General features: G+C 53.5%; 15 protein-coding genes. 5 read left to right on the top strand and 10 right to left on the bottom strand.

Features of this window, described 5'->3' with window-relative positions:
• Positions 1-52: 52 nt before the first annotated feature.
• The 4 genes from groL to rpmE all read right to left on the bottom strand — a co-directional run bounded on the left by groL (position 53) and on the right by rpmE (position 4,457).
• Positions 53-1,699, bottom strand: coding sequence for a chaperonin GroEL (gene groL / locus HMF8227_RS00900; protein WP_109338386.1), 1,647 nt, complete (start codon positions 1,697-1,699; stop codon positions 53-55).
• A gap of 30 nt (positions 1,700-1,729) precedes the next feature.
• Positions 1,730-2,023, bottom strand: coding sequence for a co-chaperone GroES (locus HMF8227_RS00895; protein WP_109338385.1), 294 nt, complete (start codon positions 2,021-2,023; stop codon positions 1,730-1,732).
• Positions 2,024-2,390: 367 nt separating this feature from the next.
• A complete protein-coding gene (locus tag HMF8227_RS00890; RefSeq protein ID WP_109338384.1) occupies positions 2,391-3,635 on the bottom strand; it encodes a malic enzyme-like NAD(P)-binding protein in 1,245 nt (414 codons plus the stop codon).
• A gap of 606 nt (positions 3,636-4,241) precedes the next feature.
• The gene (gene rpmE, locus HMF8227_RS00885) at positions 4,242-4,457 is read right to left on the bottom strand and encodes a 50S ribosomal protein L31 (protein ID WP_109338383.1); all 216 of its coding nucleotides are present in this window, start codon (positions 4,455-4,457) and stop codon (positions 4,242-4,244) included.
• A 198-nt stretch (positions 4,458-4,655) separates the two neighbouring features.
• Here rpmE and priA point away from each other — a divergent pair, with 198 nt between their 5' ends.
• From priA to HMF8227_RS00865, 4 genes are all read left to right on the top strand, one after another.
• Positions 4,656-6,845, top strand: coding sequence for a primosomal protein N' (gene priA, locus HMF8227_RS00880; protein ID WP_109338382.1), 2,190 nt, complete (start codon positions 4,656-4,658; stop codon positions 6,843-6,845).
• A 332-nt stretch (positions 6,846-7,177) separates the two neighbouring features.
• Complete coding sequence (locus HMF8227_RS00875; RefSeq protein WP_109338381.1) at positions 7,178-7,711, top strand: SPOR domain-containing protein; 534 nt, start codon at positions 7,178-7,180, stop codon at positions 7,709-7,711.
• Between the two features lie 158 nt (positions 7,712-7,869).
• Positions 7,870-8,949 carry an efflux RND transporter periplasmic adaptor subunit gene (locus tag HMF8227_RS00870; protein WP_109340968.1) on the top strand — a complete coding sequence of 360 codons (1,080 nt, stop codon included), beginning with the start codon at positions 7,870-7,872 and terminating at the stop codon, positions 8,947-8,949.
• Positions 8,950-12,003: an efflux RND transporter permease subunit gene (locus HMF8227_RS00865; protein WP_109338380.1), complete on the top strand. Its 3,054-nt coding sequence runs from the start codon at positions 8,950-8,952 to the stop codon at positions 12,001-12,003.
• Here HMF8227_RS00865 and HMF8227_RS00860 read toward each other — a convergent pair whose 3' ends face one another.
• From HMF8227_RS00860 to HMF8227_RS00850, 3 genes are all read right to left on the bottom strand, one after another.
• Complete coding sequence (locus HMF8227_RS00860) at positions 12,004-12,468, bottom strand: DUF1579 family protein (protein WP_109338379.1); 465 nt, start codon at positions 12,466-12,468, stop codon at positions 12,004-12,006.
• 42 nt (positions 12,469-12,510) lie between these two features.
• Positions 12,511-13,512, bottom strand: a complete 1,002-nt coding sequence (gene ahr / locus HMF8227_RS00855) for an NADPH-dependent aldehyde reductase Ahr (protein WP_109338378.1) — start codon at positions 13,510-13,512, stop codon at positions 12,511-12,513.
• Between the two features lie 198 nt (positions 13,513-13,710).
• The gene (locus HMF8227_RS00850) at positions 13,711-14,262 is read right to left on the bottom strand and encodes a carboxymuconolactone decarboxylase family protein (protein ID WP_109338377.1); all 552 of its coding nucleotides are present in this window, start codon (positions 14,260-14,262) and stop codon (positions 13,711-13,713) included.
• Positions 14,263-14,370: 108 nt separating this feature from the next.
• Here HMF8227_RS00850 and HMF8227_RS00845 point away from each other — a divergent pair, with 108 nt between their 5' ends.
• The gene (locus HMF8227_RS00845) at positions 14,371-14,958 is read left to right on the top strand and encodes a TetR/AcrR family transcriptional regulator (protein ID WP_162558437.1); all 588 of its coding nucleotides are present in this window, start codon (positions 14,371-14,373) and stop codon (positions 14,956-14,958) included.
• A gap of 5 nt (positions 14,959-14,963) precedes the next feature.
• Here HMF8227_RS00845 and HMF8227_RS00840 read toward each other — a convergent pair whose 3' ends face one another.
• From HMF8227_RS00840 to HMF8227_RS00830, 3 genes are read right to left on the bottom strand one after another with little or no spacing between them, the layout of a single operon-like run.
• Positions 14,964-16,472: a tryptophan halogenase family protein gene (locus HMF8227_RS00840; RefSeq protein ID WP_109338375.1), complete on the bottom strand. Its 1,509-nt coding sequence runs from the start codon at positions 16,470-16,472 to the stop codon at positions 14,964-14,966.
• The gene (locus HMF8227_RS00835) at positions 16,472-16,843 is read right to left on the bottom strand and encodes a hypothetical protein (RefSeq protein ID WP_109338374.1); all 372 of its coding nucleotides are present in this window, start codon (positions 16,841-16,843) and stop codon (positions 16,472-16,474) included. Before HMF8227_RS00835 ends, HMF8227_RS00840 begins: the two co-directional genes overlap by 1 nt.
• Positions 16,844-16,887: 44 nt before the next feature.
• Positions 16,888-17,898 (bottom strand): saccharopine dehydrogenase family protein, encoded by a 1,011-nt coding sequence (locus tag HMF8227_RS00830; protein ID WP_109338373.1) that lies wholly within the window; start codon positions 17,896-17,898, stop codon positions 16,888-16,890.
• Between the last annotated feature and the right edge of the window lie 44 nt (positions 17,899-17,942).

Here is a 17,942-nt window from a genome sequence, read left to right as displayed (position 1 = left end):
AAAGCCCGGCGCTGGGCCGGGCTATTAAAGGCTAACGAGACGTTAGGCTGGCTTACATCATGCCGCCCATTCCGCCCATACCACCCATGCCGCCCATATCAGGGGCACCGCCTTCGTCTTTCTGAGGAATCTCAGCGACCATGGCTTCGGTGGTAATCATCAGGCTGGCAACAGAGGCTGCGAACTGCAGCGCGCTGCGGGTTACCTTGGTTGGATCCAGGATGCCCATTTCCAGCATGTCGCCGTAAGTATCGTTACCGGCGTTGTAGCCGTAGTTACCTGTACCTTCGGTTACCTTGTTGATAACCACAGAGGCTTCAGCACCGGCGTTGGTGGCGATTTGACGCAGAGGCGCTTCCATCGCACGCAGGGCCAGGCGAACACCGTGAGTCTGGTCTTCGTTGTCGCCGGTCAGTTCAACAATCTTAGCGGCGGCACGAACCAGCGCCACACCACCACCAGGTACTACGCCTTCTTCAACGGCGGCGCGAGTGGCGTGCAGGGCGTCTTCAACGCGGGCTTTCTTCTCTTTCATTTCCATTTCGGTGGCCGCGCCAACTTTGATAACGCCAACACCGCCAGCCAGCTTGGCCAGACGCTCTTGCAGCTTCTCTTTGTCGTAGTCAGAAGTCGACTCTTCGATTTGAGCGCGGATTTGAGCAACACGGCCTTCGATGGCAGTGTCTTCACCAGCACCGTCAACGATGGTGGTGTTGTCTTTGTTGATTACAACGCGCTTGGCCGTACCCAGATCTTCCAGAGTGGCTTTTTCCAGGTCCATGCCGATTTCTTCAGAAATCACGGTACCGCCAGTCAGAATGGCGATGTCCTGCAGCATGGCTTTACGACGGTCGCCAAAGCCAGGCGCCTTAACGGCAGCGGCTTTCACGATACCGCGCATGTTGTTCACAACCAGTGTTGCCAGCGCTTCGCTTTCTACGTCTTCGGCGATCAGCAGCAGCGGCTTAGAAGCTTTGGAAACGGCTTCCAGAGTCGGCAGCAGTTCACGGATGTTGGAGATCTTCTTGTCAACCAACAGGATGTAGGGGCTTTCCAGCTCTACCTGGCCGCTTTCCTGGTTGTTGATGAAGTAAGGCGACAGGTAACCGCGGTCGAACTGCATACCTTCAACCACGTCCAGCTCGTTTTGCAGCGCCTGACCTTCTTCAACGGTGATAACGCCTTCTTTGCCGACTTTTTCCATCGCGTCGGCGATGATCTGACCGATTTCTTCGTCAGAGTTGGCAGAGATAGTACCTACCTGAGCGATAGACTTGCTGTCGGAACACTCGGTAGACAGCGCTTTCAGCTCTTCAACGGCAACGGCAACGGCTTTGTCGATACCGCGCTTCAGGTCCATGGGGTTCATGCCGGCGGCAACAGACTTCAGGCCTTCGGTCACGATGGCTTGCGCCAGTACGGTGGCCGTGGTGGTACCGTCACCGGCTTCGTCGTTGGCTTTAGAGGCAACCTCTTTCACCATTTGCGCGCCCATGTTCTCGAACTTGTCTTCCAGCTCGATTTCTTTCGCTACAGATACACCATCTTTAGTGATGGTTGGGGCACCGAAAGACTTGTCCAGAACCACGTTGCGGCCTTTTGGACCCAGGGTAACTTTTACAGCGTTTGCCAGGGTGTTTACGCCCTTCAGCATTCTGTTGCGGGCGTCGTCAGAAAAACGTACTTCTTTAGCAGCCATGATTGTTTCCTCTTAAATTCGTTCGCTCGATTATTCTTCTACAACGGCCAGAATGTCTGACTCGCTCATGATCAGCACTTCTTCACCGTCGACTTTTTCGGTTTTCACGCCGTAGCCGTCGTTGAAGATCACGGTGTCGCCCACTTTAACGTCCAGCGCTTTCACGTCGCCGTTATCCAGGATGCGGCCATTGCCTACGGCAACAACTTCACCGCGCGTGGATTTCTCAGCGGCTGAACCAGTCAGAACGATGCCACCGGCAGACTTGCTCTCCTGCTCTTGGCGTTTAACCATCACACGATCATGTAAAGGACGGATTTTCATTCTCAATTCTCCTGAATATTGAAAATATCAGCTGTAAATATCCCGGCGGAAACCGGGAAACCTGCTTGGCTCGGAGGTAAGTCTGAGCCGTGAATTCGTAGATGCTAGGCTAGATGGGGTTGGTCGGTATGATCTCAAGTGTTTACCCACATTTTTTTTGCACTTTTTTGTTTTTCTTTGAGGGATAAGGAGTTAGGCGGCACAAAGGTGGTTTTTGGGGACTAAGACAAGGAATTCATATCGCCAATGAATTTCTGCCCGGTGGCAGAAATGGCTATTTTTGTAATTCCCGAGGGTATATACAACAAAGCCTGCCGCGAAGGGCAGGCTTTCTGAGCGTCATACCAGCTTTGAGAGCAGGCCGGTATTACTCCATATAGCCTTTTGGCAGGGCTTCTAAGTCGGTGGCACCGCTGTCGATGGCGGCCTGGGCCACGGCCTTAGCCACACGCTGACACAAGCGAGGGTCCATCGGCTTAGGAATGATGTAATCCTTACCAAACTCGAGTTTGTCGATATCCGCCGCTTCCAACACTTCTTGTGGCACCGACTCTTTGGCGATGGAACGGATGGCTTCTACCGCCGCGACTTTCATTTCATCGTTAATGGTGCTGGCCCGCACATCCAGCGCCCCGCGGAAAATAAACGGGAAGCAGAGCACATTGTTCACCTGATTGGGGTAGTCCGAACGGCCGGTGGCCATAATCAGATCGTCCCGCACCGAGTTGGCGAGCTCAGGCTTGATTTCCGGGTCCGGGTTGGAGCAGGCGAAAATCACCGGATTTGGCGCCATCAGTTTCAGCGCTTCCGGTGGCAATACATCCGGGCCGGATACGCCCACAAATACATCGGCACCTTCCAGAACATCTTCCAGGCTGCGCTTATCGGTATTGTTGGCGAAGGCCTGCTTGTGCGAAGGGAGCTCTTCACGACGGGTGTGGATCACACCTTTGCGATCCAGCATATAGATGCGTTCGCGCTGGGCACCGCATTTAATCAGCAGCTCCATACAAGCTACAGCAGCCGCACCCGCGCCCATACAAACGATAGTACAGTCGTGGATCTCTTTGCCCTGAATCTCCAGCGCATTCAACATACCCGCAGCGGTCACAATAGCAGTGCCGTGTTGGTCGTCGTGGAAAACCGGTACCTGACAGCGCTTGATCAGCTCTTGCTCGATCTCAAAACACTCGGGCGCCTTGATGTCTTCCAGGTTAATACCACCAAAGGTGTCGGCGATATTGGCTACGGTGTTGATAAACTCTTCGGTGGTGCGGTGTTTAACTTCGATATCGATGGAGTCGAGCCCCGCAAAGCGTTTAAACAGCAAAGCCTTACCTTCCATAACCGGCTTGGAGGCCAGCGGACCTAAGTTGCCCAGACCAAGAATCGCCGTGCCATTAGAAATGACCGCCACCATATTGCCCTTGGCGGTGTACTTATAGGCATTGTCTGGATCGGCGGCGATTTCCTTCACCGGCTCAGCCACGCCCGGGCTGTACGCCAGCGCCAGGTCAGACACCTTCTCGGCGGGCTTCGTCAGTTCGACACTGATCTTGCCGGGAACCGGTTTAGCGTGATAATCCAGAGCTTTTTGACGAAAATCGGACATTTTAGCCTCTAGTTTTTGTTGTAGGGTTCAAGGTAAAGCACAGCTTTTTATTATTATTGTGGCGTTTCGTGTGTGCTTTTTATGTATTCAGTTATATGAGGTAGCAAGTTACCACAAGACTTTAGTACAACATATCAGATGAGCCGCGTATCAGGCAGTTAAAAAAACATCTAAGTTTTTACTTCTGAGTATAAAAATCATGAATATGCGTATATTTGCGGTTAATGTGAGAGTTTATGCTGAAACGATGAAAATTTACCTGCGTAATTTTTTCGAATAATAATCAGTCCCTGGAGCTGGGTTTTAGCGCCGCTGCTGGATACTGAGTCATTCCTGCCCCCGAGCAGGGTGAGAGCCGCCAGGAAATGGTGAGGGCGCGCAACCATTTCAGGCTCGAACGCGAGGCAACGGATGCTGAGCTGGGCGTTCAGTCAGGGAAGACATATCGCAGACTTGAAGATATTGATTGCGCCGATGGATGCCTGCTTTCGCAGGCATGACGGAAGGCGTTGCTCGTTGCTCGTTGCTCGTTGCTCGTTGCTCAACCCACCTTACAGGCACAAAAAAAGCGTCCGAAGACGCTTTTTTAGAGAAATAAGTCGATGCTTACTTCTTACCACTCAGCATACCGAAGCGCTTGTTAAAGCGGTCAACTCGGCCACCGGTATCAACGTTACGCTGCTTACCAGTGTAGAAAGGGTGACACGCTGAACATACGTCCAGGTTGATGTCTTTTTTCAGAGTGGAACGGATCGCCATTTTGTTGCCACAGGTGCAAACAGCGTTGATCTCGTTGTACTCAGGATGAATACCTTGTTTCATGGGTTACCTCATCGTATAAGGCCGCATCGCTATCCAGCCCGAAGCTGAACACCATACGTCATTGTCAGGAAAAATTTGCGACTTGCCGCAAAGAGCGGCGCATATTAATGTATCCACAGGCTGGGTTCAAGATCTTTGTTGTCGAAATAATCACCGCCTTTCGTCCGCTTATAACCAAAACCTAATACACCGGACCTTATGACCAAACCCATTGCGCAAATCGCTTTACCCGTGCCCATGCGCCGACTGTTCGATTATAGCTTACCTGAGCCGCTGCGTGCATCGGCCCTGCCCGGAGTGCGTGTGCAAGTGCCCTTCGGCTCACGCCGGTTGGTGGGCATTGTGGTGACACTGAAAAGCGAATCAGACGTTCCGACCAGTAAGTTACGCAACATTACCGAGGTGTTGGACAGCGAACCGGTTCTCCACGCGCTGCACCAAAAGTGGCTGCACTGGGCCAGCCAATACTATCAGCATCCTATCGGAGAAATTTACCAGGCGGCGCTGCCGGTGAGTCTGCGCAAAGGGCTGCCCGCCGAGCAGCAACATATCAAGATGTGGCGTACGCTGGGCGACGAGGATGCCGCCGAGTCGTTAAAGCGCGCTCCCAGACAAAAGGCACTGTATCAACTGCTTAAACAGCAGCCTCTGACCGATGCGGCCCTGAAGCAGGAATTTTCCCCTCAGGTTTTTAAAGGCTTAGAGGAAAAATCGTTAATCGAGTGCTACCAAAGCGACTATGAGCCCGACACCCAGTGGTTTAAGCATCTGGACATGGGCCCGGCGCCCCGCCCCAATGTAGAGCAGTCGCTGGCCATCAGCGGCATTAACCAACTCTACCAGCAGTTTGGCTGTGTGTTGCTGGAGGGCGTGACCGGCTCCGGCAAAACCGAAGTCTACCTGCAATGCATCGAGCCACTGTTAAAGAGCGGCCATCAGGTGTTGATTCTGGTGCCCGAAATCGGCCTCACACCGCAAACGGTGCAGCGCTTTGAACGCCGTTTTGGTTTGCCGGTGGGCTTGCTGCATTCCGGTCTGACCGATAACGAGCGCCTGAGCGTATGGCAAAAAGCCAGAAGCGGCGAACTGGGCATAATTATCGGTACGCGCTCGGCCATTTTCACACCGCTGGCGAGACCTGGCATGATCATCGTCGACGAAGAGCACGACCATTCTTATAAGCAACAGGACGGCTGGCGCTATCACGCCCGGGATATGGCCGTGGTTCGCGCCAGTCTGGAAAACATTCCACTGGTACTGGGCAGTGCCACGCCGTCGCTGGAGAGCCTCAACAATGCGTTGACCGGCAAATATCGTCATTACCTGTTGAAACAACGGGCCGGTAATGCCGAGCCAGTCAAACAGCAGATGCTGGATGTAAAAGACCAGCCGCTAAAATATGGCCTGGCGGCTGGAATGCAGGACAAAATCGCCCAGCACCTTCAACGGGGCCAGCAGGTGATGCTGTTTATTAACCGTCGTGGCTATGCGCCAGCGCTGATTTGCCACCACTGCGGCCATGTAGAGATGTGCCAGCGCTGTGACACCAGCTTTACCCTGCATCGCCGTCAGAATAAGCTGCAATGTCACCATTGTGGTGATGCCAAGCCACTACCGCGAGCCTGCCCCTCCTGCCAGCAACCACAGTTAACCCCCGTGGGGCTGGGCACCGAACAACTCGAACAGGGTTTGACCGAGCTGTTCCCCGAATACAGAGCCGTGCGCATCGACAGCGACGCCACCCGCGGCAAGCAGAAGCTGCACCAGTTGCTGGAAGATATTCAGCAAGGTGACTATCAGCTTTTGATCGGCACCCAGATTTTGGCTAAGGGTCATCATTTTCCCAATGTGTCTCTGGTGGTCATTGTGGATGTGGATGCGGCCTTGTTCAGCGCCGACTATCGCGCCGCCGAGAAGTTGGCCCAGTTAATTACCCAGGTTTCGGGACGGGCGGGCCGCGCTCATGTGGCCGGCGAGCTGTGGCTGCAAACCCACAACCCCAGTCACCCGCTGCTGCAAGATCTGTTGAATAACGGTTATCAGCACTTTGCCCGCTATGCGCTCAGCGAGCGTCAGTTTGCCAATTTGCCACCCTTTTCCCATCAGGCTTTGGTGCGCGCTGAAAGCCACGACCCGCGCCAGGCCTTTGAATTTTTAAGCCAGGCGCGTACCTGTTTTGCCGATACCGACGGCGTGCTGCTGACCGGCCCCCTGCCAGCGTTGGTTGAGAAACGCCAGGGGCGATTCCGATTCCAGCTATTGCTGCAAACGGCCAAGCGCACCGGCATTCAACAGGCGCTCAACCGCCGCTTACCGCAAATGGAATCGCTCAGCCTGGCCCCGAAGGTGCGCTGGTCGGTGGATATTGATCCCCAGGATTTTAGTTAGCGATAGTCCAGAGGCAGGCCCTACCCTTCTTGTGTCATTCCTGCCTCCGAGCAGGGTGAGAGCGGCCAGGAAATGGTGAGGGCGCGCAACCATTTCAGGCTCGAACGCGAGGCAACGGATGCCGAGCTGGACGTGCAGCTAGGGAGGGCATATCACAGACTTGAAAGTATTTATTGCGCCGATGACTACCTGCTTGCGCGGTATGACGATATTGTTAACCGCAGACCGGGTGTCCAGTTCCTTCGGTAGCAGTTTCTTTTCGACTGTCGTTGGTATTCTGATGGCAGGGCGGTAAAATCCGACTTTCCTTAGTCGTAACAGCATTGGTTTTCATGGCCCATAAAGACTACGTTTCCCGAGGCAAAGCCAAACAGTCACCACCGCCCAAGCCGCCGGTGCCCTGGATGCGCATTATTATTACCCTGGCGTTGATCATCGGTTTCGCTACCTTCTTATGGTTTATTAAAGACAATGCCCCTGAGCCCGCGCCAGGCTCGACTCAAAGTACCGATAGACGACAGCAACCCGAGCCACTACCGGAACCACCGGAAGAGGAATGGGAATTTATCGAAACGTTGCCTAACCGCACCGTGGAGGTGGAAACGCCGGAAATCGAAACCTCCGACGTTCCATGGTTGATGCAGTGTGCCTCCTTTAAACAGCGCCCTCAGGCGGAGGAAATGCGTGCTAAGATTGCCTTTGCCGGGCTGGAAGCACAGATCCGAGCCACCAATGGCAGCAACGGCCTTTGGTACCGGGTGATTCTGGGTCCCTATGAGTCCAAGCGTAATGCCGAGCGGGATCGGCACCGGCTACAGGACGTCAACATCAACACCTGTCAGATCTGGCATTGGAATCTGGACTGAGAAAACACTCAGTCCAGCTGGCATTGGTTGATGTCGTCTGTGTCGGGGGGCTGGTCATACCTGGTGCTTTTTTGTGCTGTCCGCTCGTAGTATGATTGATACAGCTCACTTGATTAGACAAGTTAATGCCAAGCCCAGGCATCGAAAAGGACCCCATCATGCGCTCATTGCTCCGATATTGCTGGCCACTGATACTGTTTGTTAGTGCCTGCCAACCCCATACCGAGACTACATCCGAGCCAACCGGCCCGCGCCCGGTAAAACTGCATTACATAGCCAAGCAAGAGGATCATCGGGTACGCCATTTTCCGGCGGAAGTCTCCACCCAGGACGGTTCGGTGCTGGCTTTTCGGTTACCCGGTCAAATACAGCAGCTGCCAGTGCGCAACGGCCAAGGTGTCAGTAAAGGTGAGCTGTTGGCAAAGCTGGATGACACCGACTATCGCAACCAACTCCTCGACCGTCAGGCTCAATTCGAGTTGGCGGAGTCTCAGCTGAAACGAGCCGAACAGATGCTGACGAAAGATCTGATCCCTCAGGCCTCTTTCGACGAAGCCAGAGCGCGTTTTACCCAGGCACAGGCGGCGCTACGCATTGCCCGGGATAACCTGACTTACACCGAGCTGCGCGCCCCCTACGATGGCATCATCAGCAAGCGATATGTAGAAAATTATCAGTTTGTGCAGGCAAAAGAGCCCATCTTGCAGCTTCAGAACGACAAAATGATCGATATTACCATTCAGGTTCCGGAGCGATTGATCTCACGCGTCAGGGACGAATCCCGAGAGTATGAGCCCAAGGTGCGCTTCGAGAGCGCCGCCGAACAGACATTTTACGCCCGTTACAAGGAACACGACGCCATTGCCGATCCGGCCACCGGCACCTTTAAGGTCACACTGACCATGGAAAAACCCGAGACGGTCAATATCCTCCCCGGCATGTCAGCCGACGTTTCGGTAGACATGAGCCAGGTGTTTCACCTCCCGCGGGAACAAGCCATAGTGGTCCCCGTGGCGGCCGTTTTTCGTAAAGATGGCGCCGACGGCAGCTATGTATGGCGCTATAACCCCGAGAACCAGACCGTCAGCGAGCAGGCGGTTACGCTGGGCGAGATTAGCTCAGGTGGGGTAGAGGTCACAGGAGGTATCAGCGCAGGCGATACCATTGTGGCGGCCGGAGTGGACTTTCTGAGCCCGGGGCAACAAGTGCGACCGCTGGAAAAAGAGCGGGGTCTGTAAATGTCCATCGCCGCCTACGCTATTCGCCACAAGGTTATCTCCTGGCTGTTTGCTCTGATTTTAGCCATTGGAGGTGTGGTCTCCTTCTTCGAGCTGGGGCAACTGGAAGATCCGGCCTTTACCCTCAAATCGGCCATGGTGATCACCCAATACCCCGGAGCCTCTCCCACACAGGTGGAAGAAGAGGTCACCCTCCCCATTGAGCAGACCATTCAATCCTTGCCCTATGTGGATTATGTCACCTCCATTTCCAGTCAGGGTCTGTCACAGATCACCGTGGAGATGAAGCCCACCTATCGTGAGCCTGAGTTAAAGCAGATCTGGGATGAACTGCGCAGTAAGCTGTCCGATCTGGAACAAAAGCTGCCTCCGGGCGTCGAGCCGATTCGGGTTATGGATGACTATGCCGATGTGTATGGCATCTTTATGGCCATTACCGGCGATGGCTACAGCTATCAGGATTTAAAGAACTACGCCGACTATCTGCGTCGTGAACTGGTGCTCGTGGAAGGCGTTGGCAAAGTTGCCTTAGGCGGGGTACAGCAGGAGCAGGTATTTGTGGAACTGTCCCGGGCCAAGCTAGCGGCGCTGGGCATCAGTCCCAACCGAATTTTCCAGCTGCTCAGCTCACAAAACTCCGTTAACCCCGGCGGGCATGTGCGGGTAGGCGATGACTATATTCGCATCTACCCCACTGGCGAGTTCAGCAGCGTCAAACAGATGGAAGGTCTGTTGATTTCCGAGCCGGGCAGCAAAGATCTGGTGTATCTGGGGGACGTGGCCAATATCCACCGAGGCTACAGCGAGGTCCCCAGCCATCTGTATCGATTCAATGGAGAGCATTCACTGACCTTAGGCATCGCCTTTAGCAGCGGGGTCAATGTGGTAGAGGTGGGCGAGCGTGTGGAAAGCCGTTTGGCGGAACTGGAATATCAACGGCCAGTGGGCATGCAATTAAGCACCATTTACCACCAGCCACAACAGGTGGACCAGTCTGTCAGTGACTTTCTGATCAACCTGGGTGAAGCCATTGCCATTGTCATCATCGTGTTACTGGTGTTTATGGGGCTGCGTTCCGGCTTGTTAATGGGCTTGATTCTGCTACTCACCATCCTCGGTACCTTTATTGCCATGAAGATTGCCGATATCGAGCTACAACGCATCTCGCTGGGAGCGTTGATCGTGGCGCTGGGCATGTTGGTGGATAACGCCATTGTCATTACCGAAGGTGTGCTGATCGGGTTAAAACGAGGCCTGAGCAAATTAGACGCTGCCAAACAGATTGTCGGCCAGACCAAATGGCCATTGTTGGGCGCTACGGTGATTGCTATCACGGCCTTTGCTCCCATCGGCCTGTCTACCGACGCCACTGGCGAATATGCGGGGTCCCTGTTCTGGGTATTGTTGATTTCGCTAGGTTTAAGCTGGTTCACCGCCATTACCCTCACGCCCTTTTTCTGCGATTTATTCTTTAAAGAGACCATCGCTAAGGGCGAGCAGGCAGGCGATGACCCCTACAAGGGGGCGGTTTATCAGCTTTATCAGAGCCTGCTGCAATTTTGCATTCGCCATCGGGCGCTGACCCTGTCGATCATGGTGCTGGCTCTGGTCGCTGCCGGAGTGGGTTTTGGGCAGGTCAAAAACTCCTTTTTCCCACCCTCGAATACCCCGCTGTTTTTGGTGGACTACTGGTTGCCACAGGGCAGTGATATCCGTGCGACCAAAGAACATGTGACGCGACTGGAACAGCAGGTGCTGGACATTAACCATGTTGAACAGGTGACCAGCACCATTGGACAGGGCGCGCAGCGTTTTATGCTGACCTATGCGCCCGAGAAAAAATACCCGTCTTACGCCCAGCTTATGGTAGATGTGGATCAGCGAGAGAACATTGAAGGGGTTATCGCCCGTGTGCAAGAGGCGGTGTATCAGCAACACCCGGATGCCTTTGTGCGCATCCGCCGTTTGATGATTGGTCCCAGCCCCAAGGCTGCCGTCGAGGCGCGCTTTGCCGGTCCCGACCCGGAAGTTCTGCGAACTCTGGCAACGCAGGCCCGGGATATTTTCGAGCAGGACGGGGGCATGGAATCCATTCGTCACGACTGGCGGCAACAGGTTAAGGTGATCCGTCCCCGGTTTGCAGAGGCTCAGGCCCGACGCGCCGGTATCAGCCGTCAGGATCTGGATGATGTACTGGCGATGAACTTCCCGGGCAAAACCGTCGGCTTATACAGAGACGGATCTCAGCTGCTGCCAATAGTGGCCCGCCCCCCGGCTGACGAGCGTAACGCCGCCGACCACATCAAAGACGTGCAGATATGGAGCCCGGTGTTCAACACCTACCTGCCGATTACTCAGGTGGTGTCAGAATTTGACACGCGATGGGAAAACGCTCTGATCATGCGGCGGGATCGAAAGCGCACCATTACGGTCCAGGCCGAACCCAAAGTACTGGGTGAGGAAACCGCCGCTCAGGTACTTAGCCGGGTGCGCCCCAAGGTAGAGCAGATCTCCCTGCCTCAAGGCTATAGCCTGAGCTGGGGTGGCGAGTACGAGAAATCCTCACAGGCTCAGCAAAGCCTGTTCTCCAGCCTGCCCGTGGGCTATCTGCTGATGTTTATTATCACGATTTTCCTGTTTGATTCGGTGCGCCAGCCATTGGTGATCTGGCTGACGGTGCCTCTGGCACTGGTCGGTGTCACCAGCGGCTTGCTGCTGATGAATGCGCCCTTCAGCTTTATGGCCTTACTGGGCTTTTTATCCCTCACAGGGATGCTGATCAAAAATGGCATCGTGCTGGTTGAACAGATCAAACTCGAGCAGGATGAGGGTAAAGAGCCCCTAAGCGCCATATTACATGCCTCGGTGAGCCGGGTTCGTCCGGTGTGCATGGCAGCAATCACGACCATCTTAGGCATGGTGCCCTTGCTGTTCGATGCTTTTTTCGAGTCCATGGCGGTGGTCATCATGTTTGGACTCGGGTTTGCCACTGTGCTGACCCTGATTGTGGTGCCCGTGCTCTACACTCTGTTTTATCGCATTCAGGCTCGGTGATCAGGCGCTGCGTTGCAGCACCATTTCCACCGCCAGGGTCTGAATGCCGTCGGGGCTAACATTGAACATACTAACCAGTGTCTGCTGCGGATCGGGCTTGAACTTGATCCGCCAGCCCCAGTCGGGACCAGACGCTGCCGCATAGGTACCAAAGACATTCCAGCCGGTATCCAGGCCAAGAGTGCCCTTAAGTACCATAATATCCCGCCCCATGTGCCAGTTATCGGCCCAATGTAGGCACGCCAGGTCTGACGTAGGTTGATAACCAAAGATCATAAAGCCTTGATGGGGCTGACCCTCGTGCTGCCATTGATAATCCAGCCGCACAAAATGCTGATCCAGCATTGGCGTAACCGAAGCAGTGACGCCGGAGCGGGCGGCACTGCCCACTTCGGCCAAATAAAGTTGGCTATGGCCTTGCCATTGACCTTGCAAGGCCAACACCGGTTCCAACTGCGTTATCATTTTAAGACTTCCTTCCCTGTCGCAGTATTGAAGCTCAAGACATTAACGCTCCAGTACCAGACGATAACGCACGTCACCTGAGCGTAATTGATCCAATGCTTCATTCACCTGATCAAACTTATACGTTTGCACCATTGGTTTTATCCCATGTCGCTGGGAAAAGTCCAACATCTCAGTGATGGTAGCCGGACTGCCTACCGGTGAACCGGACACGCTGCGCTGACCCATAATCAGGTTAAACACATTGATATCCAATGGTTCCAGAGCCGCACCAACAAAATGCAGTCGCCCCTTAGGTTTCAGGGTATTCAGGTACAGGTTCCAGTCCAGTTTGACGTTCACGGTGGACAAAATCATATCAAACTGCCCGGCAGCTTCTTCGAGAGTCTTTTCGTCGCGCGAGTTAAGGGTATGGTGAGCGCCAAGTTCCAGTGCCTCCTGCTTCTTGGCTTCACTGGAAGTAAATGCGGTAACCTCACAACCCCAGGCATTCAGGAATTGCAAGGCCATATGACCCAACCCGCCGATGCCAATCACGGCTACTTTATCGGTGGGTTTGATATTAAATTGGGTCAGGGGATTAAATACCGTAATGCCACCACAAAACAGCGGACCGGCAGATTTAAGATCGACGCCGTCTGGAATTGGAATTACGCTGGTAGCATCAGCGCGTACCTTGTCGGCGAAACCGCCATGGTGGCCGACGATAGTCATGGTGGACTCCTGACAAAGGTTATGCTCGCCGCTATGACAATGAGCACACTGGTGACAATAATCGGAGTGCCACCCCAGCCCCACGACCTGCCCGGGTGTGACTTCTGTCACCCGCTCACCAACCTGGGCCACCTTGCCTACGACTTCGTGGCCTGGCACCAAGGGGTATTCCGATAAGCCCCATTCATTGTCGATCATACTCAGGTCACTGTGGCAGATGCCACAATAATGCACCTCGATTTCCACCTCATGCTCCCCCAGTTCACCGGGGTCATACTGATAAGCCTCTAGCTTGGCTCCAGGCTCAGTGGCTGCATAAGCGTTGATCATAATCTCTCCTCATTATTGTCAGTGTGTAGTCATTACTCACTGAAGAAACGTTAAGTTCAGTCGCGTTTGGTGAATGTCGATTCAGTAACCAACTGAACCCGTCAAAATAACTGGCACTGCATGCAACTAAAACCAAGGTGGTCATAACCAGCTTAGTCGCTAACTGATTAAGTCGTAACCATTTTAAACAGGTAGTCGCTAACTTTTATGCCACTCAAATTGCTCAAAGGGTTTATCCAGTGGGGTTTCTGCCAGATGGTTTACGTAGTTGCTCATCACCTTCTGACTCAGGATCATCACTATCTCGAGCAATTGGCGCTTATTGAAGCCTGCGCCGAAAAACGTATCCAGCTGCGAGTCACTAAGATGACCCCGGTCTCTGACCAGAGCCAGCGTCGTATCTCTGAGTATTTCCAGTTCATCGCTGGGCAGGGGCTTTTCGTCCCTCAGCGCGTCGATCAGCTCATCACTGACCTCCATATTCTTTGCAATACCAGTGTGTGCCGGCACACAGTAATGACAGGCGTGTTCAACATTAATGGACTGCCAAACCACCGTCAGCTCATCCTTATCGAAGCTGCTCTCGGTGGCGCGCTGATGCAATAATTGATACCCCTCCAGCAAACCTGGTGCTTCGGCCATCACCGCATGCAAATTAGGGATCATGCCAAAGGCATCTTGAGATTTTTTCAACAGGGGTTGCGCCGCCTCGGGTGCCGATTGGATATCGTGCAACGTAAAGTCAGTCATTGCTCCTCCATTCATTGCTGAAAAGTACATTAACAACATAGTTGCACGTGAACGCTCGTTCAAGCTATATTTGAACAATCGTTCAAATGCTTAGTTATGCGTTATCCAATGACGAAATATGACCGTCAGGCGGCCATCGATAAAGCCATGGAGCTTTTCTGGCAACGAGGCTATCAGGCCACAACCATGAGAGACCTACAGCAAGCACTGGATATGCGCCCCGGCAGTATTTACTCTGGCTTTGGCAGCAAGGAGGGGTTATTTCGCGAGGTTTTGAACTGCTACACCCAAAACAGCCTGGACCTACTGAACAAGCACCTGACCCAGACGTCTGATGCAATGGCAGGTTTAGAGCGTTTTTTCTATGCGAGTCTGGAACCGGGGGACTGTCCCAGCACCGAACCGTGCCGCATTTGTTTGCTAACCAAGGTGGTGACGGAGATCGGTGACAGCCATCAAGAGCTGGCCGAGTGCGCTCGTCTGTCCCTTGAGTACATAGAGCACGCTTTTGAACGCGCCTTGAGAGCGTCTCAGCAACAGGGAAAACTTGAAGAGTCAGCCAATTGCCGCGAACTGGCCTGCTGGCTGCAGATGCAAATGATCGGACTCAGGGTCTATGCCAGCGTGCAGTCGGATCCTGAGTGTCTGCGACAAATGGTGGCACGGGTGTTTAATGCCCTACCCGTGACCAGCTGATTCAATTACATGCCTGGCTTTGTTGCCGGGCAATGCTGGTCGATAAAGGCCCGGTGGCTTGGCATTGCTCGTGCGCCATCGGTCAAACTCTGACGGATCTGTTGCAAAAGCGGCTCCAGCCGGGTCACCGGTATATCCTCTGATAACGGCGACATCCGCCTTGGCCGGACTCTCAGTCCCTCAAGCACCGCATACCAGTTGTTGGCGGTGAATAGGTCATCCTCTCCCGGTATCAGGCCACCGTTTTCCTCAAACAGAGTCAGCTTTTTCTCTAATCGCTCAGGCAGGTTCATTCTCTGGTAGTAGCACCAGAACTCACTATCTGAGCGCTGGTTTTTACAGTAATGCAGAACCAAAAAATCTCTGATTTCTTCAAAATCCCGACGCATGCGCCGATTGTATTCCTCTTGCAGAACCGGATTAAAAGCGCGATCCGGCAACAGGCGCAGTAGGTGCTTCACTCCACGCGTCACCATATGGATAGCGGTGGACTCCAGTGGTTCCAGAAAGCCTGCCGCCAGCCCGATAGCCACACAGTTACCCAACCAGGGTGAGGGCCGAATGCCGGTGCGAAAGCGGATCCGTCTTGGGTCGGACAATGGTGGCGTCGGCAACTGTTCGAGCAGAGTCTGTGCCGCCGACTCACTATCGATATAACGATTATCGTAAACATAGCCATTACCGGTGCGGTGCTGCAGAGGGATATGCCAGCTCCAGCCATAGGCCTGGGCCTTGGATTCAGTGTAAGACGGCGGCTCTGGGAATGGTTCACTTTGAATTGTCACCGCCTCATTAACCGTAAGAAACTCTGACCAATCCTCGAATTCGGCACCCAGCGTCTGACCGCTAATCAGGGCGGAAAAGCCGCTGCAATCCAAAAACAGCTGACCACCCACCGCGCTACCGTCGGATAATAACAGCTGCGATACGTGACCATTCTCGTGACAGAGAACTTGCTCCACCCGTCCCTCAACACGCTCCACGCCGAGCTTTTCAGCATGGTTGCGAAAATATCGCGCTGCCAGAGTCGCGTCGATATGCAACGCATAAGCGGAAGCCTGCATGGGGTGATTTTTGACCATGGCGGGCATCATAAAGCCGCCCGCCTCTGCTAACACGGCAGCGGGAGAATGGGCCATTAACGGGCTATTGTTACCCGCCTGATAAGACTTAAGCCAGCACTGATAAAAGTCCTGATGGAATAGTGGCTGCCCAAGTTGACCAAAGGGATGCATGTAGGCATCAGTCTGCTCTAACCATCCGCTGAACCGAATGCCAAGCTTGAAAGTCGACTGGGTTTGCCGAATAAAGTCGAATTGGTCGATGCCTATGCTGCTCAGTACATCCAGAAACGGAGGAATGGTAGCCTCGCCAACCCCGATGGTGCCAATCTGTTCCGACTCCACCAGAGTAATGCGCACTGGCTGGTGTCGAAACTGATAAGACAGAATCGCGGCACTGAGCCAGCCAGAAGTGCCCCCACCGAGAATAGTGATGTGTTGAATTTTCGCCATTACTGAGAATGCTGTTCGAGAAACTGATTTAAGGCATCCATATTGTCGGACGCCAACACGGGAATACTCACGTTCGCCCCGAGTTGATTTTGTACCATATCCCGGTATACCGGTCCCACTTCACAAGCAATCGCCACACAGCCCGCACTTTCGAACAACCGATAGGCATTCGATAACTCCACTTCTGCCTCCGATGTTACCGCCGCCAGATTGCGGGGATGTTCAAACAGCAGCCAGCTTTGCAGGGTATTGCCCTGCTCTAACACCTTCAGACAATACTGACGGATGCCTTCTTCGTTAAAGCCTTCCTCTGGGTAGGTGTGGACAATCCGACCCTGTGTTTCAACCCTAAATTTACCGTGAGCCAGCATAGTTTCTCCTGAGAACTCTCTGATTATCCCATAATGTATACGAGCTAATGGTTTAACCAGGTCACTGAGCCAGCCTTATCCAGCAGCGCTTTGCCGTAAACACTGGGTGTCTGATACCCCGGCGGCGCATGCCGATTGAGTATTTCCTTAACGATAACGCCAAGACAAAGGGCATCCCACTTGACCGGATGGGGCCCCACCAGTGATAGGGTTCGCTTGTCTTGTCCGTTGGAAGCTATAGCCTTAATACGGGTACGTCCTGCTTTTAATTGTGAGTCTGTTAAGACTTTGTCAGACTTTAATCCATTAACAAAGGCCAAAAAGGGGCACAAGAACCTGAGGCGCCAACGTAAAAGACGTGTAACCCAACCAGGATAAGTACTGTAAATATCGATATTGGCGATGCCGGTATCTAACCCCGCGGTGAAAAGATCGCCATGCCAGTAGTCCCTGATGCCTTCAAAGCGCTGACCCTGTAACTCGAAGAACTTTGGCTCCAGAGAGATATCGGCATCGGTTAAGGCCCCCTTGCGTCGGGCTTGAGGTAACTGTGGCAATTTAGACAACCAGGATAACTTCATCGCCTTGGTATATTTACCTTCAACCCCTTGAAACAACACCAATTGGTGAGGCCGGTTTAGCAAGGTTTTGATCATGGTGGCCACCAAAGCCGTTGGCGTCAGTCCCACTCCTGGCATCAACATAACCCCTTGGTCCTGAGCATGGTTATTAAACCGGTAGACCCTCTGCAAGCTGGCGATATCGTCGCAAAAATCCAAATAATGCGTCTGGGTCTTCAAACACGCTGAGAGCAGTTTCTTTTGTGTCTTCTTATAGGGTGCTTTTAAATTGATGAGCACCTTCGCGTCCGATAGCAAGGAGGACCAATCACCATTGAGCTTAATCACCTGACTGGGGCATAAAAGCTCCTTAGCCTGTCGATGAATGCTGCTGACATTATCCGCCAATAAAGGTTTCAGGCCCGCCGCCACCAGCACCTGGGCGTACACCTTTCCTTCATAACTGGCCGCGCCGTACAGCACAATGTCCGTCATTCACTTTGACCCTGTTGACATATCACCGCGCTGACACTGACAGA

The organism is Saliniradius amylolyticus (genome assembly GCF_003143555.1).
Lineage (GTDB): Bacteria > Pseudomonadota > Gammaproteobacteria > Enterobacterales > Alteromonadaceae > Saliniradius > Saliniradius amylolyticus.
This window is presented reverse-complemented; position numbering and strand designations above follow the sequence as displayed.

Coding starts and splice junctions, on each gene's coding strand:
- HMF8227_RS00875 (WP_109338381.1), top strand. CDS start 7,178: ATGGCCCATAAAGACTACGTTTCCCGAGGCAAAGCCAAACAGTCACCA.
- HMF8227_RS00845 (WP_162558437.1), top strand. CDS start 14,371: ATGACGAAATATGACCGTCAGGCGGCCATCGATAAAGCCATGGAGCTT.
- HMF8227_RS00865 (WP_109338380.1), top strand. CDS start 8,950: ATGTCCATCGCCGCCTACGCTATTCGCCACAAGGTTATCTCCTGGCTG.
- HMF8227_RS00830 (WP_109338373.1), bottom strand. CDS start 17,898: ATGACGGACATTGTGCTGTACGGCGCGGCCAGTTATGAAGGAAAGGTG.
- HMF8227_RS00870 (WP_109340968.1), top strand. CDS start 7,870: ATGCGCTCATTGCTCCGATATTGCTGGCCACTGATACTGTTTGTTAGT.
- HMF8227_RS00860 (WP_109338379.1), bottom strand. CDS start 12,468: ATGATAACGCAGTTGGAACCGGTGTTGGCCTTGCAAGGTCAATGGCAA.
- HMF8227_RS00890 (WP_109338384.1), bottom strand. CDS start 3,635: ATGTCCGATTTTCGTCAAAAAGCTCTGGATTATCACGCTAAACCGGTT.
- ahr (WP_109338378.1), bottom strand. CDS start 13,512: ATGATCAACGCTTATGCAGCCACTGAGCCTGGAGCCAAGCTAGAGGCT.
- HMF8227_RS00895 (WP_109338385.1), bottom strand. CDS start 2,023: ATGAAAATCCGTCCTTTACATGATCGTGTGATGGTTAAACGCCAAGAG.
- HMF8227_RS00835 (WP_109338374.1), bottom strand. CDS start 16,843: ATGCTGGCTCACGGTAAATTTAGGGTTGAAACACAGGGTCGGATTGTC.
- HMF8227_RS00840 (WP_109338375.1), bottom strand. CDS start 16,472: ATGGCGAAAATTCAACACATCACTATTCTCGGTGGGGGCACTTCTGGC.
- HMF8227_RS00850 (WP_109338377.1), bottom strand. CDS start 14,262: ATGACTGACTTTACGTTGCACGATATCCAATCGGCACCCGAGGCGGCG.
- rpmE (WP_109338383.1), bottom strand. CDS start 4,457: ATGAAACAAGGTATTCATCCTGAGTACAACGAGATCAACGCTGTTTGC.
- priA (WP_109338382.1), top strand. CDS start 4,656: ATGACCAAACCCATTGCGCAAATCGCTTTACCCGTGCCCATGCGCCGA.
- groL (WP_109338386.1), bottom strand. CDS start 1,699: ATGGCTGCTAAAGAAGTACGTTTTTCTGACGACGCCCGCAACAGAATG.